The 23,226-nt window shown below is 57.4% G+C and carries 26 protein-coding genes and 1 tRNA gene; 17 read left to right on the forward strand and 10 right to left on the reverse strand.

The genetic code is table 11. From position 1 onward, the window contains the following. Positions 1 to 24: 24 nt before the first annotated feature. Positions 25 to 339, reverse strand: a complete 315-nt coding sequence (locus tag F6A13_RS12655; RefSeq protein ID WP_113526014.1) for a hypothetical protein — start codon at positions 337 to 339, stop codon at positions 25 to 27. A gap of 297 nt (positions 340 to 636) precedes the next feature. On the opposite strand from F6A13_RS12655, the gene F6A13_RS12660 reads away from it, so the two are divergent. Then, positions 637 to 1,140, forward strand: coding sequence for a GNAT family N-acetyltransferase (locus tag F6A13_RS12660; protein ID WP_225981836.1), 504 nt, complete (start codon positions 637 to 639; stop codon positions 1,138 to 1,140). A gap of 27 nt (positions 1,141 to 1,167) precedes the next feature. Here the strand turns inward: F6A13_RS12660 and F6A13_RS12665 are convergent, their stop codons facing one another. Together F6A13_RS12665 and F6A13_RS12670 are read right to left on the reverse strand one after the other, a co-directional pair. Further along, positions 1,168 to 3,456, reverse strand: coding sequence for a tetratricopeptide repeat-containing sulfotransferase family protein (locus tag F6A13_RS12665; RefSeq protein WP_113526013.1), 2,289 nt, complete (start codon positions 3,454 to 3,456; stop codon positions 1,168 to 1,170). A 98-nt stretch (positions 3,457 to 3,554) separates the two neighbouring features. Continuing rightward, positions 3,555 to 3,956 carry a DUF2784 domain-containing protein gene (locus tag F6A13_RS12670; protein WP_113526012.1) on the reverse strand — a complete coding sequence of 134 codons (402 nt, stop codon included), beginning with the start codon at positions 3,954 to 3,956 and terminating at the stop codon, positions 3,555 to 3,557. A 215-nt stretch (positions 3,957 to 4,171) separates the two neighbouring features. Between F6A13_RS12670 and F6A13_RS12675 the strand changes: the two genes are divergently transcribed. The 3 genes from F6A13_RS12675 to F6A13_RS12685 are packed head-to-tail and all read left to right on the forward strand — an operon-like array spanning position 4,172 to position 7,125. Then, entirely contained in the window at positions 4,172 to 6,169 is a 1,998-nt protein-coding gene (locus tag F6A13_RS12675) for a ribonucleoside triphosphate reductase (protein WP_225981837.1), read from the forward strand. A gap of 19 nt (positions 6,170 to 6,188) precedes the next feature. Then, positions 6,189 to 6,395, forward strand: a complete 207-nt coding sequence (gene nrdD / locus F6A13_RS12680; RefSeq protein WP_113526010.1) for an anaerobic ribonucleoside-triphosphate reductase — start codon at positions 6,189 to 6,191, stop codon at positions 6,393 to 6,395. A 7-nt stretch (positions 6,396 to 6,402) separates the two neighbouring features. Then, on the forward strand, positions 6,403 to 7,125 hold the full coding sequence (locus tag F6A13_RS12685; protein ID WP_126604354.1) for an anaerobic ribonucleoside-triphosphate reductase activating protein: 723 nt from the start codon (positions 6,403 to 6,405) through the stop codon (positions 7,123 to 7,125). Positions 7,126 to 7,132: 7 nt separating this feature from the next. On the opposite strand, the gene F6A13_RS12690 is transcribed toward F6A13_RS12685, so the two are convergent. The 4 genes from F6A13_RS12690 to ubiT are packed head-to-tail and all read right to left on the reverse strand — an operon-like array spanning position 7,133 to position 11,178. Further along, positions 7,133 to 8,665, reverse strand: a complete 1,533-nt coding sequence (locus tag F6A13_RS12690; RefSeq protein ID WP_113526008.1) for a lipoyl protein ligase domain-containing protein — start codon at positions 8,663 to 8,665, stop codon at positions 7,133 to 7,135. A gap of 13 nt (positions 8,666 to 8,678) precedes the next feature. Continuing rightward, positions 8,679 to 9,566, reverse strand: coding sequence for a U32 family peptidase (locus tag F6A13_RS12695; RefSeq protein ID WP_113526007.1), 888 nt, complete (start codon positions 9,564 to 9,566; stop codon positions 8,679 to 8,681). 49 nt (positions 9,567 to 9,615) lie between these two features. After that, a complete protein-coding gene (ubiU, locus tag F6A13_RS12700) occupies positions 9,616 to 10,626 on the reverse strand; it encodes a ubiquinone anaerobic biosynthesis protein UbiU (protein ID WP_113526006.1) in 1,011 nt (336 codons plus the stop codon). 30 nt (positions 10,627 to 10,656) lie between these two features. Then, a complete protein-coding gene (ubiT, locus tag F6A13_RS12705) occupies positions 10,657 to 11,178 on the reverse strand; it encodes a ubiquinone anaerobic biosynthesis accessory factor UbiT (protein ID WP_225981838.1) in 522 nt (173 codons plus the stop codon). Between the two features lie 248 nt (positions 11,179 to 11,426). On the opposite strand from ubiT, the gene F6A13_RS12710 reads away from it, so the two are divergent. From F6A13_RS12710 to F6A13_RS12755, 10 genes are all read left to right on the forward strand, one after another. After that, entirely contained in the window at positions 11,427 to 12,608 is a 1,182-nt protein-coding gene (locus tag F6A13_RS12710; protein WP_113526005.1) for an NAD(P)H-dependent flavin oxidoreductase, read from the forward strand. Further along, positions 12,605 to 12,952: a hypothetical protein gene (locus F6A13_RS12715; RefSeq protein ID WP_113526004.1), complete on the forward strand. Its 348-nt coding sequence runs from the start codon at positions 12,605 to 12,607 to the stop codon at positions 12,950 to 12,952. The genes F6A13_RS12710 and F6A13_RS12715 overlap by 4 nt, the downstream gene beginning before the upstream one ends. A 212-nt stretch (positions 12,953 to 13,164) precedes the next feature. Next, positions 13,165 to 13,821, forward strand: coding sequence for a c-type cytochrome (locus F6A13_RS12720; RefSeq protein WP_225981839.1), 657 nt, complete (start codon positions 13,165 to 13,167; stop codon positions 13,819 to 13,821). Positions 13,822 to 13,826: 5 nt separating this feature from the next. After that, positions 13,827 to 14,636, forward strand: a complete 810-nt coding sequence (locus tag F6A13_RS12725) for an SDR family NAD(P)-dependent oxidoreductase (RefSeq protein ID WP_113526003.1) — start codon at positions 13,827 to 13,829, stop codon at positions 14,634 to 14,636. Between the two features lie 30 nt (positions 14,637 to 14,666). Further along, the gene (gene petA, locus F6A13_RS12730; RefSeq protein ID WP_113526002.1) at positions 14,667 to 15,287 is read left to right on the forward strand and encodes a ubiquinol-cytochrome c reductase iron-sulfur subunit; all 621 of its coding nucleotides are present in this window, start codon (positions 14,667 to 14,669) and stop codon (positions 15,285 to 15,287) included. 27 nt (positions 15,288 to 15,314) lie between these two features. Next, positions 15,315 to 16,529, forward strand: coding sequence for a cytochrome b (locus F6A13_RS12735; protein ID WP_113526001.1), 1,215 nt, complete (start codon positions 15,315 to 15,317; stop codon positions 16,527 to 16,529). 22 nt (positions 16,530 to 16,551) lie between these two features. Further along, positions 16,552 to 17,253, forward strand: a complete 702-nt coding sequence (locus tag F6A13_RS12740) for a cytochrome c1 (RefSeq protein ID WP_113526000.1) — start codon at positions 16,552 to 16,554, stop codon at positions 17,251 to 17,253. 86 nt (positions 17,254 to 17,339) lie between these two features. Continuing rightward, positions 17,340 to 17,660: an iron oxidase gene (iro, locus tag F6A13_RS12745; protein ID WP_113525999.1), complete on the forward strand. Its 321-nt coding sequence runs from the start codon at positions 17,340 to 17,342 to the stop codon at positions 17,658 to 17,660. 174 nt (positions 17,661 to 17,834) lie between these two features. Continuing rightward, positions 17,835 to 18,287, forward strand: coding sequence for a PH domain-containing protein (locus F6A13_RS12750; protein WP_113525998.1), 453 nt, complete (start codon positions 17,835 to 17,837; stop codon positions 18,285 to 18,287). A gap of 100 nt (positions 18,288 to 18,387) precedes the next feature. Next, positions 18,388 to 18,996, forward strand: a complete 609-nt coding sequence (locus tag F6A13_RS12755; protein ID WP_126604356.1) for a cytochrome b/b6 domain-containing protein — start codon at positions 18,388 to 18,390, stop codon at positions 18,994 to 18,996. Between the two features lie 67 nt (positions 18,997 to 19,063). Here the strand turns inward: F6A13_RS12755 and F6A13_RS12760 are convergent. Beyond that, positions 19,064 to 19,140 (reverse strand) — tRNA-Arg (locus F6A13_RS12760). Positions 19,141 to 19,150: 10 nt separating this feature from the next. Continuing rightward, positions 19,151 to 19,810 (reverse strand): ribosomal RNA large subunit methyltransferase E, encoded by a 660-nt coding sequence (locus F6A13_RS12765; protein ID WP_009561097.1) that lies wholly within the window; start codon positions 19,808 to 19,810, stop codon positions 19,151 to 19,153. Positions 19,811 to 19,905: 95 nt separating this feature from the next. Here F6A13_RS12765 and F6A13_RS12770 point away from each other — a divergent pair, with 95 nt between their 5' ends. The 3 genes from F6A13_RS12770 (at position 19,906) to F6A13_RS12780 (ending at position 21,265) form a co-directional block, all read left to right on the forward strand. Then, positions 19,906 to 20,190, forward strand: a complete 285-nt coding sequence (locus tag F6A13_RS12770) for a YhbY family RNA-binding protein (protein WP_113525996.1) — start codon at positions 19,906 to 19,908, stop codon at positions 20,188 to 20,190. A gap of 89 nt (positions 20,191 to 20,279) precedes the next feature. Beyond that, a complete protein-coding gene (gene apaG / locus F6A13_RS12775; protein ID WP_113525995.1) occupies positions 20,280 to 20,663 on the forward strand; it encodes a Co2+/Mg2+ efflux protein ApaG in 384 nt (127 codons plus the stop codon). Then, positions 20,660 to 21,265 carry a class I SAM-dependent methyltransferase gene (locus F6A13_RS12780; RefSeq protein WP_113525994.1) on the forward strand — a complete coding sequence of 202 codons (606 nt, stop codon included), beginning with the start codon at positions 20,660 to 20,662 and terminating at the stop codon, positions 21,263 to 21,265. Before apaG ends, F6A13_RS12780 begins: the two co-directional genes overlap by 4 nt. A 67-nt stretch (positions 21,266 to 21,332) precedes the next feature. Here the strand turns inward: F6A13_RS12780 and typA are convergent, their stop codons facing one another. Beyond that, positions 21,333 to 23,150 carry a translational GTPase TypA gene (gene typA, locus F6A13_RS12785; RefSeq protein WP_113526358.1) on the reverse strand — a complete coding sequence of 606 codons (1,818 nt, stop codon included), beginning with the start codon at positions 23,148 to 23,150 and terminating at the stop codon, positions 21,333 to 21,335. Positions 23,151 to 23,226 lie beyond the last annotated feature (76 nt).

Here is a 23,226-nt window from a genome sequence, read left to right on the forward strand (position 1 = left end):
CCGGTACATGCGCCCGCCTTGCGCTTATGAGAGAGCGCCGAGCGTGGAACGTGGCCATTCCGGGAACGGGATGCCGGGCCGGGCGGCCTCTGGTCCGGTGAGATCCTGTGCCAGCTTGCTCAAGCGCGCTTCCAGAAAAATCAGCGAGAATATCCACTCGTCCAGTTCGGCGGGTTCGCCGCTGGCCTGATGAAAGCGCAACTCCGCGGCCAGATGCCCCAGCTCCCTCTGTACCAGACGAAGCTCCTTGAGCAGGGGCGGTGAATCCGGCGCGGCGCCGACTGGCGCGGCACTCCGGCGATTCGAGCTTTCTGCCAACTGGTCCGGCGCTGTATGCACGACGATGCTCTCCCGAATGTACGCGATACGCTGTACCGGCCATATGCAATTTTTGCGCTAAACCGGGCGGGTGGCCAACTGCCGGTATTTACTGGATTACCCGCGGGTCCGATTTTCGCAACGGGGAAAAGGATGTTACGGAACGCAACAAAACGTTACCGCATGGCATTGATATACTGAGGTTCCCTGCAGTTCACCGGGTTTGACAGATCGCCCAGCCTGCCCCAGAGTAACCGCCGCTTACGGAACCGTCCGGGCGTTCGTCGGCCCCCTTGGGGAGGACGGTGCAAGGATCTTTTGAACAGACCATGGGGGTATTGGATCGTGCCGGCAATCCGTCCTGCAGAAGCAAACTATGTGAACATGCCGCCCGCGTACCGCCCCCGATTCTTTGCGGGGCTGGTGGCCTACCAGACGACGCAGTTGCAGCAGGCGATGGGATATTCCCAGGATGTGGCGCACGATCTGGCTTACCGTCAAATTCAGGGCATCCAGCAGGACGACGCGGGCCTGCCCCACCGCCATCTGGTCGCGGCGAAGTGGAAAAAGAACATCATCGGCGGCGCGTGGTATGTGGCGGTGCCCGAGCGGGCATCCTCCCTGCTGTGGATCATGATCGAGGACGCGCACCAGGGGCAGGGCCACGGCCGCAGACTGCTGGCGCACGTGGCGGAGCAGGCGCGGGCGGCGGGGGCCACCGGCCTAGTGCTGCACGTATTCACCGCGAACACCGTGGCCGTCACCCTGTACCAGAAGCTGGGGTTTTCCGACATCGGGAAGGAAATGTTCCTCCCCTGGTGAGAAAGGCCGGGCTTGCAAATCCGGCTTTCAGTCCCCCTGCCCGAGCGCGATCAGCAGCGGCGCGAGCTGCTCTGCGTACGCTTCCCATTTGCCGATAGCCGAACGGTAGATGGGCTCCTTGACCTGCAGGCGGCTGGCCGTCTGCAGCGTCCGGGTGTTTTCGGCAAAATCCAGGCAGCGCGGGTCGTATTCCAACTGCATGAATCGCAATATTTCCCGGATGCCGCTTTCGGGGTCGGCAACGAGGTCTTCATAGCCTACGGTAAGGACGTCCTCGGCCATGCGGGATTGCCATTGCACGAGGGTTTTCCGGTGCGCGCCATAGTATTTCCCCAGGCTGTCGAGGTCGTGGCTGTAGGCATGGTCCCCGATCATGTGCTGCTGAAACAGGGAAAGGCAGTTGTCGCGCGCATCGCGTTGGCAGTAAACGATTTTTGCTTCCGGGAACAGGAGTTTTGCGCTGCCCAGAAACAGAAAGTTGCTGGGCAGCTTGTCGATAAAATATCGGCCTCCGGTCCATCGGTGCCGGATCCGGTCCAGGTACCATTGGCGGATTGCGCCGATCTGATCCGCCAGGTTTTCGGAATCGAGGGGCAGGCTCCGCAGCTTGGCGGCGGCCTGGGGAAGATGCCGGAGTTCCCCAAGGCCGTCGATGTCGGCGTGCATGTCCAGCATCTGATGCAGCAGGCTGGTTCCGGACCGGGGCATGCCGACGATGAACAGGGGGACCGGACTGTCGGGCGTCGCCACCGCCACGTTGCCCTTCCAGCGATCATACCGGTCCAGGTCGTTCCGCAGGGTATCGGCCATGGCCTGGGAATCGAAGGACTCGATCTTTTGCAGCAGCCGATGTCCCTGACGGTAACAGGCGAAGGCCTGGGCGTATTGGCGTTGGCTGTGGTGGTGGTTTCCGGCGATGAACCAGGCGTTGACGGCGCAATTTTCCCGATCTTCGCCGCTTTCCCAGGACAACAGCGGTTCTATCAGCGCGAAAGATTCCGCGTGATTTTTCTGCCGTTGGAGTATCTCGGCGAGGGCGACCCGCACCCGAAGGTCGCTGGGCGCCAGATTCCCGGCCTTCCGCAGAGTCGTTTCGGCAGCCTCGACCTCGCCCAGTTTCTCCAGGCAGACCGCCAGGTTGACCAGCGCCGCGCTGTTGTCCGGCTGTTTTTCGAGCAGCTTGCGGATCATGCCCTCCGCCGTCCGGCATTCTCCCAGGTGGATCAGGGCCACGCTCAGATGAAACTGCGCCTCCGCAGACTCCGGCAGAAGTTCCAGCGCTCTGTGGAAGGTCTCCACCGCTTCATCCACATACTTCAACTGAAACAGTGTCCGCCCTGACAAGACGAGGGCATCGACATGGTCAGGTTTCAGGTTCAGCGTTGTCAGCAGCACTTCCAGGGTTTCGGGATAACGACCCTGCTGGAACAGCAGGGTACCCAGAGGATAGTGGAGAGCGTGGCTCTGGGGATGGTCGGCGATGGCGGAGCGAATGTACGCTTCGGCTTCCCGTTCGCGTCGCTGTGCGACGAGGTTCCGGAAAATATAATGTCCGACGTCCGCATGCGCGGAATAGGTATCGGCGGTTCTTCTGAATATTTCTTCCGCTTCGGTCAACCGGCCCTGTTCCTGCATGGCGATTCCCAGACCGATCAGCAGCGACGGATTTTCGCCGTACAGATGAATCCGCCGTCGGAACAGGGCTTCGGCGCCGCCATGGTCGCCGCTGGCCAACGCGAGCATATTCCGGTGATGCAGGGCGACGGCGTGGTTGGGATCCATATCCAGCGCCTTGTCCAATAACACCCGCGCGTCTTCCTGCCGGCCTTGCTGCGCCAGGGTGACGCCCAACTGGACGAGGCAATCCAGACATTCCGGGCAGTGCGCCAGTGCCGCGCGAAAGGCGCGTTCCGCTTCCGGGATACGCTGGCCGGCGAGGAGCAGGAGTCCGTAATTATATAATGCGGGCACGAAATCGGGCTTGGACGCGATGGCGGCGAGGTAAAGCTCTTCGGCGGCCACCGGTTTGTTCTGATGAAACAATATGAGGGCGAGATTACTGAGGGTATCCGTGTGGTGACCATCCACGGCAAGCGCCGCCCTGAATGCGCGTTCGGCCAGGTCCAGTTTGCCACTTCCGGCCGTGGTCTGCCCTATCGTGGTGAGGAGGTTTATTTTTTCCGCCGCAGGAATGGCCGTCGCCTGTTCGATCAGCGTGATCGCGGCGTCGTATTTTTGTTGGGAATAGTGGTTTTTAATGGCTTCCAGGGCGATAGGAGCGGCGTCTTTTCCCGAGGGATCGCGTTTTTTGAACATCTTACATTCCTGTCCTGGCAGTCGTTGGCGTCTGATGCGAATGGGGCATCATACCTTATCCGGCACAGGAGGCGTCAGATTCATTCCGGGCCCGTTCTTTACGGCCTGCGCCAGGGCAGAACGGGCGGCACCTTCCACCATAGCAGCAGCACGCCGATCCAGATCAGGACATAGATCGAGGTGAAAAAGGACATGGGCAGGCGCCAGAACAGCAGATGATCGACCCAGGTCTGGATCAGGGGCAGACGGTAGCCCTGCCGCCCTGCCGCTTCCTGCAGTTCGCTCTGCCAGATGGTCAGAAAGCAGGCCCTGCCCAGCAACGCCTGTACCGCCACCACCAGGAGCGCCGCGAGGTGGAGGGCCCGCCACCAGAAGATGCGCACCCACCGCCAACCCCGCCAGGCACCCAGCGGGATGGCGATCAGGCCAAAGACGTTGAAGGCGATGATCAGGATATGAACCACCAGAATCACCTGAGCCAGCCAGAGTTCATTTTGCATGTCCGGTCTCCGTTGCGGAACCATTGTACACCCCGACTGGCGGTGACCTGCCAGTACGGGCTGACCCTGCCGACCCTGGGGATGATCTCAGTTCCACTTTGCTGTTGACGAACCCAATATATGTGCTAAATTATCTATTGAGATGTCTATATATTGTGGTCTACCGTCCCGAGACGCGACAGCGTCGGTTCGGTGCCGGTCGGGAGAAGATGGCGATGAACGATCTTTCGATGTTGAAGCGAAACGGCGCAAGGGTGCCTTTTGATCCAGGTCGGATCTGCTCGGCTATCACCCGGGCGGGACGTGCGAGCGGCGAATTTGACGACGGCGTTGCGGAAAGAATCACCGACGTGGTTCTGGGCGCCCTGGCACCTGATGCAGCCCATCGCGAACCCACGATTGAGCAGATTCAGGATCTGGTCGAACTGGCGCTGATGGACGAGGGCTTTTATCGCACCGCTCGCGCCTATATTGCCTACCGCGAACAGCACCAGCGATTGCGCGGGGATCGCCAGGCGATGATAGACGCCATCACTTCCGTCAATGAATACCTGGATCGGGAGGATTGGCGGGTCAACGCCAATGCCAACCAGGGTTATTCCCTCGGCGGCCTGATCCTGAACATTGCCGGAAAAGTCACCGCGAATTACTGGCTGAGCCATGTCTATCCCGAAAAAATCGGTGCCGCCCACCGCGAGGCGGACCTGCATATCCACGATCTCGACATGTTGGCCGGTTATTGCGCCGGATGGTCCCTCCGCACCCTTTTGCAGGAGGGGTTCAACGGCGTACCGGGGAAGGTAGAGGCGGCACCGCCGCGTCACCTGTCGAGCGCCGTCGGGCAGATGGTCAACTTCCTCGGCACCCTGCAGAACGAATGGGCAGGCGCACAGGCCTTCAGTTCCTTTGATACCTATCTGGCGCCGTTCGTCCGCAAAGATGGCTTGTCCTACCGGGAGATACGCCAAAACATCCAGGAATTCATCTATAACCTGAACGTCCCTTCGCGCTGGGGTGGCCAGACGCCGTTCACGAATGTCACCTTCGATTGGGTTTGCCCCGACGATCTGAAGGAACAGGTTCCCGTGATCGGCGGAGAGGAGATGCCTTTCCGCTATGGCGATCTGCAGGCAGAAATGGAACTGATCAATCAGGCTTATATCGAGGTGATGAGCGAAGGCGACGCCAGGGGACGGGTTTTTACTTTTCCTATACCCACCTACAACATAACGCCTGATTTTCCGTGGGATTCGGCGAATGCCGAAAGACTGTTCGCCATGACGGCCAAATACGGCCTACCCTACTTTCAGAATTTTATCAATTCCGAACTGCAGCCCAACATGGTGCGCTCCATGTGTTGTCGCCTGCAACTCGACCTGCGTGAACTGCTCAAACGCGGAAATGGTCTTTTCGGGTCCTCGGAACAGACCGGTTCCATCGGCGTGGTGACCATCAATTGTGCCAGACTGGGCTATCTCCATAAAAACGATTCGGAAGGTCTTTTCCGTCGCCTGGACGCGCTCACGGAAATGGCAAAAGAAAGTCTGGAGATCAAACGCAAAATCATCCAGAGACAAATGGACACCGGCCTTTTCCCGTACTCCAAGCGTTATCTGGGTACCTTACGCAATCATTTCTCCACCATTGGCGTGAACGGTATCCATGAAATGATCCGCAACTTCACCGATGATCGCGAAAACATCACCACCCCTGCCGGATATGCCCTCGCCATTCGTTTTCTCGACCATGTCAGAGAACGCATGGTGGCTTTTCAGGAAGAAACCGGACACATGTATAACCTCGAGGCGACCCCTGCGGAAGGCACCACCTATCGTTTCGCCAAAGAGGATCGGAAGCGCTTTCCCGATATCTTACAGGCAGGTCTCCCGGATAAGCCGTACTACACCAACTCCTCACAATTGCCCGTAGGCTTTACGGACGACCCTTTTGAGGCCATGGAACGCCAGGAGGCGTTACAGGCGAAATACACCGGCGGAACCGTTCTTCACCTGTATATGGGGGATCGCGTCTCCAGCACGGAAGCCTGCAAGCGCCTGGTGCGCCGCGCACTGGAACGTTTTCGCCTGCCCTACATTACGGTTACGCCCACGTTTTCCATCTGCCCGGTGCATGGATATCTATCGGGGGAACATCCGTTCTGTCCGATCTGTGATGAAGAACGACTTGCTGAAAAACGGCGGCATTCCGCCTGAACCGAGAAAGGAGAATATCATGTATCCTGAAATAATGAACCAAAATCCTCTTGAAATAAAACTGGCGGATGACGAAAGGCAACCCTGCGAGGTTTGGACGCGGGTCATGGGTTACCACCGACCGACTTCTTCTTTCAATATCGGCAAGCAAAGCGAGCATTCCGAGCGCAAATACTTTGTGGAGACCGGGACGCCGGATACGGGCGTGTCGCGGCCGGTGCATTGACGCGGCGATGAGCGAAGCAGCCAGCACGGTGGATATCGGGTTACAACCCCTACCCCCATTGGGCGGTTTCGCGCGGTTCAGTACGGTGGATTATCCCGGACATTTATGCGCCGTGATATACACGCAGGGCTGCCCATGCCGCTGCCGCTACTGCCATAATCCGCATCTGCAGCAGGGGCGCGGCCAGTCCGGCATATCATGGCCGGCCATCATGGCCTGGCTGGCCACCCGAGCGGGATTACTGGATGCGGTGGCGTTTTGTGGTGGCGAACCCACCGCTCATAAATCGTTACGGGCGGCGCTTCAGCAGGTGCGGGAACTGGGATTTGGCACCGCCCTGCACACATCCGGAATCTATCCCTACCAATTTTCGCAAATGTTGCCCTATATCGATTGGGTAGGCTTTGACATCAAGGCGCCCCCCGCCCGTTATGCCGCCGTCACCGGCGTGCCGGGAAGCGGCGCCCGGGTGCAGGACTCCGTAGAATGGTTGTTATCCGGCAAGGTGGCTTATGAAATCAGAACCACGGTACACCCGGCCATACTCGATACCGCGGACCTGATCGCGATAGCGCGCTGGCTGAAGCTTCTGGGAGTTTCCCGCTGGGTACTGCAATCTTTCAACCCGGCAGGATGCGTGAATGGGGATCTGGTCACTAGCTACGCGCCGATCGACCATGAACTGCTCGATGAGTTGCGTGGATACGTGCCCGATATCTCGGTGAGATAGTCCAAGGCTAATGACAGGCGTTGCTCTGATGCGCGATATGGATCACCTTTGTCGCCACTTCCAGATCTATTGCGGATTCGGCCACGAATTTACCAGAATATGCCGCCTGCTCCTGCAGGAGCTCATAACAGTTGGCACCCGCTATATCCAACAACAATGCCGGAATACCTGCCGCCCTGAACGCGTCTTCATGCTTGATATAAAAATTATTGCAGCACATTCCGATATAGCATCGGGCATCTTGCACCTTGAGCGTTTTCAGTGTCCGTTCCAGATGCTCAAAGTTTTTTACGGTGGTGACCTTTAATCCCTGCCTTCCGGCCAGGTCGTATATTTCACCGACGTCACATTTTCCGCAGCGGGAGCATCCATCCCTATGCCGCCATTTGCACCATGCCGGCTTGGCACAGTATGGCACCAGCACCGCCTCCGCCTGCGCGGCGATTTCCATGGCGTCCATATCTCCGTCAGGATCATGGACCATGAACGAATTGGCTGCAGACGCAGTTATGGCAAGTTGCTGCGCTATCCGGCTGCGCTCGAACAGTCTGTGAAATAATTGTAGGACCTGTCCGGGGGTAAATCCGGACATCTCCCACCGTAGATCATAAAGGAGGCTTTCCATGCGCTGTGATATTTCACCTTCCGACGCGCCGTACCATACAGACTGAATTTTTTTAAAGAGGTGGTGTGGCATGACGTAGACATTGCCAGCGATTTTTGCGGAAGATATCCTGAGTTCGTCGTCCAGAGTGATGCTGCCGTGGAGAACGCCACCGGATGTCGCCAGAAAGCCGCTATAGGTGCGGCCGTGGTCTGGTTCAGGAAATTGCTCCTGAGCGCCGCGCGGGCTGTGGGATACGCTGTCTATCCACGGCGTAGGTACGAGGGTTTCCAGGTTGCACATTTGTGCCATGAACCGCGCCAGGGATTCCTTTAGATTGTCCAGATCCGCTGCGCTCCGGTTTTGTAGCGTAGTGAAGTGGAGACCGGCGGCATGTATGCCGTCCACTGTCAGCTTCTCTTTGGGCACGCGCAACGCGCGAAGCATCGTACTGATGTCCAAGGATCTGTATAGCGTGCCATTCGCGACGATGACATCATCCTGCATTCCGACGTAGACGCTGCCCAGCTTCCGGTTGTTTGCGTAGATATCGTTTGGTTTATGGAAATAGACATTTTCGTATCCGCTATTGCTCAGGCCGTTGCAAACCGCCATACAAAGCCTTTCCAACCATTGTGCCATACTGAACTCCTGCGCCTGTATGGTCAGGCTCCAGGCAACCTGGTCAGGATACAGATATGCCGTTCCGCCCCCTGTTATGCGGCGGATAACCGGTATGGACCTGGCCCGACAATAAGCCATTCGCACGGCAAAGTCCTGGTCCTCGAAGGCGCCCAGGGCCACCGCGTGGCGATTTTCATAAAAACGCAATAATGGTAGCGATTCCATGCGCGTAACGATCATCTGATGCGAGTCGAGAATGATATTATCTGCGGCATCACGAAGCCCGCTATCTCCCCATAACAGCTTATCCATAACACCTCCTTCCTCAATGTCCCGGCACAGGACCGACAGGACTGAACTGCATGCCGGGTTTGCCGTACCAATAGCCGTTACAGGCTGGCGAGCCATATTCAACCGGGGGGCTGATTTCTCCATTCAACACGGCATGGAATGCCCGTATGACGGACTCCGTGTCGGCAAGTTGCGGGGATATGCGGACGATATCTATGCCCATTTCCGACATGGCCACCGTCTCATTCAAGAGGTTGCACGGAATACCGGACTGCAGCTGAATGCCGTTGATGGTAAACAGGCGTTCCTGCTCCTGGGTGAACAGCGCCCGCCCCTCCGGATCACTGATGCAGCGCAGTTCACAGGCATCCTTACCGACGTTATCCGCGCGGGCGGTGAAACAGCGGGCTGAAAATGACAGCGGCAGATAACCGTAGGCAAACACCTCGGTTTCCAAGGTCTCAGGCCGCGTGTCTTGTAACATGGCAATGGTCGTGGCCGACAACTCCACCGGAGGAACCCATCGCCTGGCTCCCAGATCGGCCAGGAGCGACAATGTTTCGGCGTTATAACCATTGATATGGGGTCCGATGACGAAGGGACCCCGCCCCGCCAGCAGATGGACCGCCGCCATGTCGTTGGCTTCCACTAGGTAATGGACGTTCGCACAAATCCTTTCCAATTGCAGAAGGTCTGAATGGGCTTCCAGAAGGGCCAGTGTGGACAGCACGACCTCCTTGCCCGCGTCGGTCAGACGCGCCGCGATGTCGAGCCAGTCGGCGCTGCGCAGGGCGCGTCGTTTGGCGCACACGGTCTCACCCAGATAGACGATGTCCACCGGCCAGTGTTCCGCGCGCCGGTAAAACTGCTCTATGTTTTCCTTGGACCAGTAATAGTGGATCGGGCCTAGCGAGATCTTCATTCTCCACATCTCCTTATTGAAGGGCGCTGTCTTGTTGGGTAAAAATCCATCAATGCCAGGGCCGGTGATAGGCCCCGAGCGTATGCGTCTGCCCTTCGGAAAGACGATCAAGCACCGCGGTCCAGTGGTTTCTGACCAGATATCGTGCCGGATCGGCGGCGCAGGTATCTATGGCTTCGCGCAGAACGCGGGCGACGGACGCCACGTAGGCCGGACTTCGCTGGCGGCCTTCCACCTTGATGGCGGCTATGCCGTGGTGCAATAAATCCGGCAATATATCCAGAATATTCAGGCTGGTAGGCTCTTCTATGGCGTAATAGGCCTGGGCGTCCGTGTAGTAACGCCCCTTGCACAAAGTGGGGTAACCGGCCGCCTCGTTCAGGCCGTGACGGTCGATCAATACGCCGTTGAGGCGAGACTCGCGACCCAGGGCGGTCTCCTCCCAGCGTACAGACTCGGCTGGCGAACAAACGCCACTGGCATTCGGGGAGCGTCCCGTAATGTACGATGACAAGGCGCAACGGCCTTCCACCATGACGCACAGACTTCCATAGCCGAATACTTCGATCTCCACCGGGCTGTTGGCTATGGTGTGCCAAAGCTGTTGCAAGGACAGGACCCTGGGCAGAACGGCGCGCTGAATGCCAAATCGCTGGTGGTAGAACTCCAGGGCCTTGTACGTGGTGGCGGATGCCTGCACGGAAAGATGCAAACGGAGATCGGGGTGGTGGGTTGCGGTATAACGCAACAGTCCCGGGTCCGCCATGATCACGGCGTCTATCCCCAGTTCCGCGGCGCGATTCACCGCAGTGGTCCAGACCGCCCAGTTATGTGCCTGTGGGTAGGTATTGATGGCGAGAAGCACCTTTTTGCCGGCGCGATGCGCGTATTCCAAGCCGCGCGCGGCCTCTTCCGGACCGAAGTTCAACCCCGGAAAATTGCGGGCGTTGGTATCGTCGCGAAAGCCGATATATATGGCGTCTGCACCATTATCGACCGCAGCTTTCAGGGCAGGCAGTCCGCCAGCGGGGCAGACCAATTCGGGTTTGCGGTGGTTCATGTGAAATCCTTTCCGGTGTCGGGCCGATAGTCAGGGTTGCAGCGCACGGTCCAGCATGTCGTGCAGGTGTCTGTCGGCATGGGTCTTGCGGATGGCGTGGTCGATGGCCTGTCTGATTCGGGGGCCGAGCGGGGCAGGCAGGTAGCCGACCGGAGCCAGCCAGTCCAGGTCTATGGAATCCAGAATATTCTTGAGTTGGAGTCCAACGGAGGTTTCTCCTTCCAGGACCAGACGGCGCGCGAAGAACAGGGTATCCGGATCTTCGAGACGTAGCGCGAGGCGGCAAAGATCTTTCGCATTTCCGGCGATGCGCAAATCGACCGGACCGGCACGGGTCGGGGCGATTCTTCCTTGCCTTATCACCAAATGTAGTGATTTCCCAAGGTCGGACACCTCGACCACGATACGCCGCCCTTCTATCGGCAAGAAATCCGCTGGATACCTCGCCAGAACCCGGTTAGCCAAGCCCATGAAAATGGTCATGATTACCGGGTCCATAAGAATAGTTGTTGCGGCGATAAATGGACGTGTTAGGGTGCGTCCGTGTTCCATGAAGGTTTTCATCATAATGTTTTGGGGGGAAACCAAGCATTATTGCCAGGGGGGAATAGCGCTGCGAGCGTAAGACTGCCCTCCCCTTCCCCATTTCTCCTTTATCGGTTGCTGCGCGCTATCGGTAGCTTAATTGCGCTGTTGACATTCGTGCAAGAAAGCGGTACAAAAGCATCGTACCAAACAATAAACAGATGTGGAAGTATTTTGTAACATGGTCGCTCACGGGCGCAGATGAGGTGGTTGAGATGGACTTGCCATACCTGAAGATCAAAGGACGGTCCCTACTCCCGGTGATACAGGGGGGTATGGGTATTGGCGTTTCTGCACACAGCCTGGCTGGGGCGGTGGCGGCGGAAGGGGCGGTCGGAACGATTGCCAGCGTCGAGTTGCGGCGTTTGCACGAGGACCTGATGCAACACCTGCGACGCCTGAGAGACCCTGCAGCCTCGGCCCAGGCGAACCTGATCGCACTGGATCGGGAGATTCAGGAAGCGCGGCGAATTGCCGGCAAAGAGGGGTTCATCGCCGTCAATGTCATGCATGCCATTTCCGGCTATCGGGAGCACGTGCTTCAAGCCATCAGGAGTGGGGTGAACGCGGTGATCGTGGGCGCGGGCCTGCCCCTGGACCTGCCCACGCTGGCGGCGGAATTTCCCAACGTCGCACTGATCCCGATCCTTTCGGAAGAGCGCGGCGTGCAGGTGGTGCTGCGCCGCTGGATGCGCCAAAAGCGCCTTCCGGACGCCATCGTCATCGAGAACCCGCAGTTCGCGGGCGGGCATCTGGGCGCCACCCGTCTGGAGGACGTTTCAGATTCCCGGTATGGTTTTGCCCATGTTTTGCCCGCGATTCGCAAACTGTTTGAAGAATTGGGCCTGAAGGCCGACCAGATTCCGCTCATCGCCGCCGGAGGGATCTCTTCCTTTCAGAAAATGCGGGAGATATTTTCTCTCGGCGGCAGCGGCGCCCAGTTGGGCACCCCCTTCGCCGTAACCACCGAAGGTGACGCACACATCAACTTCAAACGTGTCCTGGCGGACGCGATGCCTAAAGATCTCGTGACATTCATGAGTTCGGCGGGTTTACCCGCGCGCGCGGTGCTTACCCCCTGGTTGCGCCGCTACCTGGGACGCGAGCGGAGGCTGCGCGCCTGCGCGAGTCCCGATCACTCGCAGTGCCCCAGCCAGACGGAGTGCCTGGTTCATTGTGGTTTCAAGGATGGTCATTCCTCTTCCGGGCAATTCTGCATCGAGGCGCAGCTCGCTGCCGCGCAACGCGGTGACGTAGAGCATGGGCTGTTTTTTCGCGGCGCCGGACAGTTACCCTTCGGGCAACAGATCAAAAGCGTTCGGGAGCTTTTTGCCACGCTGCTGGGTGAAACTGCGCAGACCTCCGTGGATGAGTGCATATCCAGGGTGGCTGTATGACCCCACCCTTCCGGCAAAAACAGGTCGGCGCCACCGGTGCGGTTTTTTTGGGCAATGTCCATCAGTTAATCACCAGGTTGGTGCATGCTAACACGCTAAAAAATAGCCACCCAACGTCTGGAGCCGTTTCTATGTCGATGATTCATCTTTTAACGGCGCGGGGCAGATGGAAAAACCCTTGCGTTTCAGCGTTGCACCATAATAATTCATGCACCGTGTTGCGTGCCGGGTTAATCAGCAATCCGTTGCAGGATACCGACGCCGTTGCGCATTTGCAAAATCATTTGTTGCGTCATGGCGTTATGGTCCCACAAAGCGCGACTATGGGCCCACAAGGAATATGAATGGCGCACTGGCAAACATCATCTATATAATGTTCTTAGAGAGGTCCTTCCTGTGAATATGTAATCAGGGTTTTTGTTTATAACCGGCCCATAACTATCAACAAGCGGTAAAAGGAGATTGATAGTTGCCAGCCCTAACAACCAAGGTGCCACATATGCTACAAAAAAAACCGCTTTTATCCGTTATCCCACTATTCTCTATGGCAATGGTCATGGCTTCGGCGGCCTATGGCTCCCCTCTCGCCAAGACGGTCTCCGGCGCCCCCACAGCGGCTACGGCCAGCGCTGTCAGTAGTGTTACCGCGACGACGGCGTCCGTCACCGCAAGCGGTATCCCCACGGTGGTGCAGTCCACCTGCATGGCCTGTCATGGCATGCAGGGCATAGCGGCTGACGGGGGCATGTTCCCGAACCTGGCGGGGCAATGGAAGCCCTACCTTTTGCGTCAGCTCGATCATTTCAAAACTCATGTCCGCGCGGACCCGCAATCACCCATCATGTGGGGAATGGCGGCTCCGCTGACGGCCGCGCAGATGCAGCAGGTCGCCGACTACTTCTCCTCTCAGAAACCCGCGTCTGGACACGTTTACGATCCCAAGCTTGTGGCCGAAGGGAAAAAACTGTACTTCGGTGGTCTGCCCGACAAGCACATGCCGGCCTGCATGGCCTGCCATGGCGCCACGCTGGCCGGGCTGCCCCCTTATTTCCCCAGACTGGCCGGGCAAAAACGCACCTATGTGATCAATCAACTCACCTATTTCAAATCCGGGCAGCGGGTCGCCACCCACAAGGGCATCATGCAATACGTGGCCTCCAGACTGAACCCGAAGCAAATCACGGCACTGGCCGCTTACATACGGTCCCGGTGAGCGCCATGACGGAAAATGATTATACCCGGGCGAAAGGCGACGGCACCCTGGACGGAAAAACGATACTCGTGACGGGTGCGGGAGATGGTATCGGCAGGGCGGTGGCCATCGAGTATGCCCATCAAGGCGCTACGGTCATTCTGTTGGGCAAAACGAAGCGCAATCTGGAAGGGGTCTACGATGAAATCACCGACTATGGCTATGCCGAACCGGCCATCCTCGTGGTGGACCTGGCCGACCCGGCAAGCGACGCATTCAAAACCATAGGCGCCGCCATTTCCAGCGAGTTCACCCAATTGAATGGCATCGTGCACAACGCCGCCGAACTCGGGATGCTGACCCCTCTGGAGAACTATGAAGGGGCATTATGGGACCATGTATTTCAGGTCAACGTAAAGTCTCCCTTGCTGGTGACGCAGCAGTGCCTCCCGTTACTGAAAGAGGCGCCATACGCATCCATTATTTTTACCACCGATGAGTCCGGCGTTAAGCCCAAGGGCTATTGGGGCGCCTACGGCGTGAGCAAAGCGGCCATATTGCACATGGCCCGCATGTGGGCGATAGAGTATGCCAACACGCATATTCGGGTAAATATCGTAGACCCGGGTCCGTGCCGAACGGGACTACGCCTGCTCACGCATCCCGGCATGCCGATGAAGCGATATACGCCGCCTGAAGCCATCACCAGTATCTATACACAATTAATGGATTGTGACGTTCTGGGTCATAACGGCGAGCTGTTTTATGCCCAAAATTTCATCAATCCCGATCTGGACGACAGAACGGAAAAGGATTTGGCAACTTCTACGGTGTAGTCCATCAAACAACAGACAGGAATCAATATCATGTCAGACGAAACGCAAGACAGCAAACATGCTCCCAATGTAACCCGCCGGCGCTTTCTCACGGCCCTGGTCACGGTATCCGGCGCCGCCGTGGCGGGCACCATCGCAATACCCATGGTGAAATCACTGGACCCGACCGCCGCAGCCGCGGCATTGGCCACCACCACCATCGATCTGGGCCCCATCGAGCCCGGTATGCAAATGGTGGCGTTATGGCAGGAGAAGCCGGTCATCGTAGTAAACAGAACACCGGAAATGCTGGCCACCCTGGATGAGGCAGAGCAGAAGGGCATATTGAAAGATCCCAACTGCAATGTTCCGCAACAACCCCCTTATTGCAAGAATAAGTATCGGTCACGCGTACCGGAATGGTATGTGGGTATAAAAATTTGCAACCATCTGTGTTGCATACCGCATTACCGGCCGAAAAAAGCCAGTGTCGCTCCGTGGTGGCTCGGCGGATTTCATTGCCCCTGCCATGGCTCCATGTACGATCTTTCGGCACGCGTAATCAAAGGATCACCTGCTCCCCATAATATGGCGGTTCCCGAATATGACATCGATGTGGCCAAGAAAACCGTCGTTGTCACCAAAATGTATCCGCTCGCCCATTTGTGCTGAGCGAGGTAGCCGATAAAGGAGGCTGATATGAGTTTCAAAGAATGGTTTGTCAAACGTTCGCCGCTGCCCGAAATGTGGCGCGAGCACATGGCTGAATACTACGCGCCAAAGAACTTCAATATTTTCTACTACGCCGGATCGTTACTCTTGCTGATGGTCGTGCTGCAGTTCCTGTCGGGATTCCTGGTGCTGGCACATTACATACCTACCGCCAAAGGTGCCTACGACTCTGTTTATGGCATCATGTACGACGTGCATTACGGTTGGCTGATGCAGTACATGCATGTGGATGGGGTATCGCTGATATTCGTGCTGCTGTATGTGCATATGGCGCGGGGCATGCTGTACGGTTCCCACCGATCACCACGGGAACTCGTCTGGATCATCGGCTATACGACCTATCTGGCTTTCATGGGGGAGGCATTCTTCGGATATGTGTTGCCTTATTCAAACCTCTCCTACTGGGCCGGTACGGTAATCACTTCTTTATTGAAGTCCATTCCGTTTATCGGTGGCTGGGTTACCACCCTGGTGCGCGGTGGGCCCGGCATGAGCGGCGACACGCTGGACCGGTTCATGGCGCTGCACGTTACATTGGTGTTTCTGGTCATCGTCGGGCTGATCGTTTTTCACATCCTTTATCTCCATAAAGTCGGCTCCAACAATCCCGATGGCATCGAAATCAAGGCTAATAAAAGGCCTGATGGCCATCCCGTGGACGGTATTCCGTTTCACCCCTACTACTCTGTAAAAGATTTGTTTGGATTCGGCGTATGGCTGATCATTTTTGGCGCGATCATCTTCTACGCGCCGACGTTTCATCATATTTTCCTGGAACGTACCATGTCTACGCCGGCCAATCCGCTCAAAAGTCTGCCGGATGTCACGCCGCCGTGGTATCTTTCACCTTTTTACGCGATGCTGAGATCCATACCCAACAAGACTGGCGGCATCCTATTAATGGTGTTCGCGGTGCTGGTCCCATTCGTACTCCCATGGCTGGACAGAAACCCGGTGAAATCGACACGATATCGTCCGGTCACCCGTGTCCTGCTGATCATATTTTTCATCAACTTCTTCGTGCTTGCCTATCTTGGAGAGCAGCCTCCGCTGCCGAAATATTTTTTCATGGAAAGATTGGGGGCGTTCATCTATGTGGCGTTCTTCCTTTTGCTGCCGTTCGTGAGCAAATTTGAACCGACCAGGACACCGCCGGCGCGCGTCCGTTTCCATGCCCACTGAGTTCGGGCAGAGAGGAGGAGTTATGAAAAAGTATGTTGTGTGGGCAGGAATGGCTCTGGGACTGTTTGCTGGCAGCGCATCTGGTGCATTCGCGGACGGCGAGCCACAATTATTGACACCGCATTATACCTATAATGCAAAAACCATCATTAGTGGCGCAAGGTTGTTTGCCACCAACTGTATGGCATGTCACTCCATAAAATTCATGCGTTATGAGTTTTTGACCCATGACCTGGGCATGTCCAGAGCCGATGTGCAAAAACAGATCATGTTACCGACAGGATCGACATTCAAGGATAACATGATCTCCGCCATGCCGACCCAGATGGCGCATAAATGGTTCGGGCTCCCCCCGCCGGATCTCAGTCAGATGGTTCGGTACAAGGGTCAGGACTGGATCTACACTTATCTGCTCTCTTTTTACCAGGATCCCAAGCGCCCGTCGGGGTGGAACAACCATGTATTTCCCAATGTAGCCATGCCGGACGTGCTTGCCCCGTATGGCGGGATCGTCAATGAACAGGGGAAGCTGCTTCGGGCAGGGGACGAATCTCCCCAGAAATTCAAGGAACAGGTCACGGATATCGTCGCATTCTTAAGATTCGTGTCCGATCCATCCGTTGTGCAACGACACGACGACGGGCCCTGGGTGCTCGGGTTGCTGGCGTTTTTTACCATAGTGGCCTATTTCCTCAAGAAGGAATACTGGAAGGAGGTAAAGTGATGGAAGGTTATTTGGATCTATGAAGTAGTATTCCGCTGATCGTAGTGAGGCAGGCTGTAAAACTGTTCATCTGAAGGAGCGATATCATGAGTGAGAAACTGAAGGAAACCGGAAATGCCAAGGCTGGGAACATAAGCCGTCGTGACATGTTGAAAGGTATCGCCATTACGGCCGGCGTCGTGGCTGCGGGGACGGTGGTCGGAGTAAATCCCATCGGTGCCGCCCATGCAGCGGGTAATTGCCCGGGGACCACGCCCAAGGCGGAAGTACAATATCAGCCACACCCCAAGGGGAAGGATCAGTGCTCTGTCTGCGCCAATTTTATTGCCCCGAAGTGCTGTAAGGTGGTAGCCGGACCCGTCGCACCCGACGGGTATTGTATCGCGTTCACGCCGATGCCCGCATAATCACATTTTGCCTGGAGTTCCTCCTGCTTCTCCCCTTCTCTGAAGGGGAGCTTTTATTTTTTCACGTACCATGTATGCTGCGGCTTCGTTGCCCACCGGAATCCGGAAAATCGTTAGATTGCTGCAGATGTTGGTGGTACCCTGTGATCATACTACTGGATACGGGAGTCAAGCATGCCTGGGCAGCAATATGACCTGAAATCAAACCCTGCCATGGTGTTGGCGGATGTTACCGTCGCCCAGTCGGCATATTGGGGTTCGCTGATCATATTTATCTGCAGCTTTCCATTTTTATTCCTCGGCACCGGATTTTTCATCGTCATTGGTGCAGTATTCATCGTTTTGGCATTTATTGATGCCGCCAACATAGCCACGCTCACCTTTACTACAAGCTGTGCTGCAGACAATGGCCAATTGATTGTCAGATACGGACTGATCCGTCCGATAAGGGCGATCATTCCCGCTTCGGCCATTCGCCATATAAACGTTGATCAGAGCTGGATCGGGTCAAAACTCAAATATGGCTCGATCATCATTCTCGGAGATGACCTTGGTATTCGCTTGCAGTATATAAAGGACCCGCAGAACGCACTGAGCGCGATGAAAAATTCGATTGGACTATCATGAGTTATAAGGAATATTGAGATAGACCCGTATACGGCAGGAGCGGCTTCCTGGAAACTCGTATCTGTTACCTTGATTTTATCGACAGCGAGGAGCAGCAAGAATGGCGCTTAACGACCACAGCGTTGCAAGCGAAAGCGGCGCACACGATTTTGACAACACTACCAAGATCATCCATCTGGCCATGGCCATCGTCCTGACGCTGCAGATGGGTATTGGCCTGCTGGTCCATGATCCGCAGACCAGGTTCTTTTTATACCTGCATGAGTATGTCGGCATACTGTCGGCGCTGGTCATTTTCGTCGAGTGGTTATGGATCTATACCGCATCGCAGTTTTCCGTTTTATTTCCATGGAACCGTGCCGGTATATCACTTGTTGTGAAGGATATCAGAAACCTGGGGAGACATAGGCTTCCGGAAGGTGGCGATACCGTGGGACTGTCCGGATTTTGGCATGGCATTGGTATATTGTCGTTTACGTTTATGGCATTGACCGGAACCATCCTGCTTTTTGTTTTGCCCGGCGGACATTCCATACTCGGACTGCACTCGACGGATTTTGTATTATACACCCGCATTTCCCTATATCACCGGCTGGTGTCCTATCTTGCATGGGTATATCTGCTTGGACACGTTCTTTTCGCCATTTTTCATCAATTGACCGGGAACGATATATTCGGGAGAATTTTTCTTTTCCGTCGGGATGGATAATCTGGTATCCGCACCACGGCGGGAAAGAGAAAAGGCCAGGAATACGATCCCAGACCTTTGCGGGAGTTGGTGCGCAGTACTGGAGTCGAACCAGTGACCTTCGGCTTCGGAGGCCGACGCTCTATCCATCTGAGCTAACTGCGCGTGGGCCAGATTATAGGGAACTCGCCCCACCGTTGTCCAACCTTTCCTGCGCAACTCCCTGAAAGTCCAGCGCCAGCCAGTACTGCTCCGTGGAGCGCGCACGGGAGGCCTCCGGCTTGCGCACCACGATCTTCTTGAAGTCCCGGCGCAGCGCCCGGCGCAACTCCTCCGCGCCGGACCCCATAAATACCTTGATCAGCAGCGCTCCGCCCGGCACCAGCCAGCGATGGGCCATGTCCAGAGCCAGCTCTGCGAGATCAATGGCGCGGGCCTGATCGACACTGGCAATACCGGACATGTTGGGCGCCATGTCACTCATGATCAGGTCGGCGCCGCCCGGTAGGGCTTCCTGGCAGGCAGCCAGTATGGCGTCGTCGTAGACGTCGCCACAGATTACCGTGGCATCCGCCACCGGGTCCATTGCCAGACGATCCACCGCCACCAGCCGCCCCTTCCTGCCGATCAACGGCGCCGCCACCTGCGTCCAGCCCCCCGGCGCCGCGCCCACATCCAGCACCCGCATGCCCGGCCGGATCAGGTGATCCTTCTGCTGAATCTCCAGCAATTTGTAGCTCGCCCGCGAGCGATACCCCTCTTTCATGGCGCGCTGCACAAATGGGTCTTTGAAATGTTCCTTCAGCCACTTCTCACTGGATTTACTTCTTGCCAAAACGCACCTCCGGGCCAGGCTTTGACCCCCGCCCTCTGCAAACGTACACTCTGCCGCTACACCCATAGCGGCCCAACCAGACTGACGAGGATACCATGCTGGACGCGAAACATAGACAAGCCCTGCGTGGACAGGCACACGCCCTCAAACCCGTCGTCATCATCGGTGCCCACGGCATCACCGACGCCGTTCTCGCCGAACTGGAGGTCGCCATCCACGCCCACGAACTCGTAAAGGTACGTCTACCCCAGGTATCCCATGACGAACGCGATGACATGATAAGGACCTTGTCTACCACCAGCCATGCCGACATTGTCGGCCACATCGGGCGCGTGCTCATTCTCTACCGCCCCCGCCCGGCTGCGGCGCCCAAACGCTGATCGGTCCGCCGGTATAGCTTGGCAGCCCACCTCAAGACCGTTAGACTGTTTCTGAATCGCAACACCGACCAGCGGACCGGAGCAGACCCATGGAAGACCAGCCCCCCACAGAAATCCAGATCAGCGTCGAGACTCGCTATCTGCCGGAGCAATCCAGCCCGGAGCAGGAGCACTTCGCCTTCGCCTATCAGATCACGATGCTGAATAACGGCCCGCAGACGGCGCAGCTCCTCAGCCGTCACTGGATCATTACCGATGCGGAAGGTCATATCCAGGAAGTCAAAGGGCCCGGCGTGGTTGGAGAACAGCCCACGCTGCAGCCTGGACAACGCTTCCGTTATACCAGCGGGTCCGTCCTGTCCACGCCCGTAGGCAGCATGCACGGCACTTTCGAGTGGGTCAGCGATACCGGCGAAAGTTTCGTGGTTCCCATCCCCGCCTTTCGCCTGGCGGTGGCGACCGTCTTCCATTGAGCCGCCAGAGCCTGCAGCGCGCCTATGCGCTCTGGGCGCCCATATACGATTCGGCGGTGCGCAGCTTCTCTGCCCCCCTGCGGCAAAGCAGCCTCAGCCATATTCCGCAAGGACCCTGCCGCGTCCTGGTCGATGGCATCGGCACCGGGCTGGACATTCCTTATCTGCCCGCCCACTGCGAAGCCATCGGCATCGACCTCACCCACAGCATGCTCCGCCGCGCCCGCAGATCATCGCCTCATTTTTCGCTGGTCCAGGCAGATGCCGAGGCTTTGCCCTTCCCGGACGGTTGCTTCGACGTTATCGTCATGCATCTCATACTGGCCGTCGTACCCCATGCCGGCCTGGCATTAGCGGAGGCCAGCCGCGTCCTCCAACCCGGCGGCCGGATACTGGTCCTCGACAAGTTCCTGCGCCCCGGTGAACGCGCCTTCTGGCGACGCCTGCTTGCTCCCCTGTCCGGCCCCGTTGCCACCCACACCGACCTGGTGTTTGAAGACCTTCTGACCCAGCGCCCGGAACTGCACCGCTGCAGCGATACACCGGCCGCTGTCGGCGGCTGGTTCCGTCTGATCGTTCTGGAAAAATCTGACACCATGTGACATGGAAATGGCCCGAAGCCTTCTATCGGCTCCGGGCCATTTCCGCTCATTCCTCTACGGCGACGTTCTATCCGCCGCCACGCGACGCCTTCTTGCGCTCGTTCTCCGTCAGATAACGCTTGCGAATACGAATGGACTGCGGCGTCGCCTCTACCAATTCATCGTCCGCAATGAACTCCACCGCCGCCTCCAGCGTCAGCTTGATCGGCGGCGTCAGCATGATGTTTTCGTCTGAGCCCGATGCCCGCATATTGGTCAGCTTCTTTTCCTTGAGCGGATTGACCACCAGATCGTTGTCGCGGGTATGGATACCAATGACCATGCCCTCGTAGACCTTGTCGCCGGGGCTCACAAACATCCGGCCGCGTTCCTGCAGGTTAAACAGGGCGAATCCAACCACTTCGCCCTCTTCCGCCGAGATCAGCACGCCGTTGTTACGGGAAGGGATGCTGCCCTTTACCGGACCGTAGTTATCAAAAATATGGCTGATGACTCCGGTGCCGGACGTGGCCGTCAAAAATTCGGTGTGGAAACCGATGAGACCCCGTGCGGGAATCCGGTACTCCAGCCGCACGCGGCCCCGGCCATCGGGAATCATGTCCTGCAATTCGCCGCGCCGGATACCCAGGCGTTCCATAATGGTGCCCTGATGCTGTTCTTCCAGGTCGATGGTCAGCGCTTCATAGGGCTCTTCCCAGACGCCGTCCACCTGGCGCTGAATCACCCGGGGCCGTGATACCGCCAGCTCGTAGCCCTCGCGGCGCATGTTTTCTACCAGAATGGTCAGGTGCAGCTCGCCGCGCCCGGAGACCATGAACACATCGGCGTTGTCGGTATCTTCCACCCGCAGGGCGACATTGGTCAGCAACTCGCGATAAAGACGCTCGCGCAACTGGCGACTGGTGACAAACTTGCCTTCCCGGCCCGCGAAGGGGCTGGTATTGACCTGAAACGTCATGTTCAGGGTGGGCTCATCGATGGGTTTCCACGGTAGGGCATCCGGCGCTTCGGGCGCCGCGATGGTGGCCCCGATGGAGGGCTCTTCAATGCCGGTTACGGCGACAATGTCGCCCACCGTAGCACTTTCCCACGGCACCCGCTTGAGGCCGTCGAAGCCGAGGAGCTGAAGGATGCGCGCCTTGGTCTGGGTCTTGTCGACACCGTGAATCAACACGATATCCTGACCGGGACGCATGCTGCCGCGACGGATGCGTCCTACCGCAATACGCCCCACATAATTGGAGTAATCGAGGTCGGCAATCTGCATCTGCAGAGGGCCATCGGGATCTCCTTGCGGGGCCGCCACCTTATCGAGGATCATCTCAAAGAGGGGCTTCATGTCACCGGAGCGGACTTCGGGATCTTCCCCCGCGTAGCCCTGCAGACCGGAGGCATAGATCACCGGAAAATCCAGTTGGTCTTCCGTCGCACCCAGCTTGTCGAAGAGGTCAAAGGTGGCACTGATGACATAGTCGGCGCGGGCGCCGGGGCGATCCACCTTATTGATGACCACGATCGGCTTGAGGCCCAGTTCCAGCGCCTTGCGGGTGACGAAACGGGTCTGCGGCATGGGGCCTTCGACGGCATCCACCAGCAGCAACACGCCGTCCACCATACCCAGCACCCGTTCCACCTCGGCGCCGAAATCGGCATGGCCGGGGGTGTCGACGATGTTGATGTGGGTGTCGCCCCACTGCACCGCCGTATTCTTGGCCATGATGGTGATGCCGCGCTCCTTTTCCAGGTCGTTGCTGTCCATCACCCGCTCTTCCAGTTGCTGGTGGGCGGCAAAGGTACCGGACTGGCGCAGGAGCTGATCCACCAGCGTGGTCTTGCCGTGATCCACGTGGGCGATGATGGCGATGTTACGGATTTGACGAGCCACTGATATTCCCCAAAAAACGGTCATAAGAAAAAACGCCGGGGCCACAAGCCCCGCAGCGGGCTTTCTTATAACGGTA

Origin of the sequence: Acidithiobacillus sp. 'AMD consortium' (assembly GCF_008926505.1) — a bacterium.
Classification (GTDB): domain Bacteria; phylum Pseudomonadota; class Gammaproteobacteria; order Acidithiobacillales; family Acidithiobacillaceae; genus Acidithiobacillus; species Acidithiobacillus ferridurans.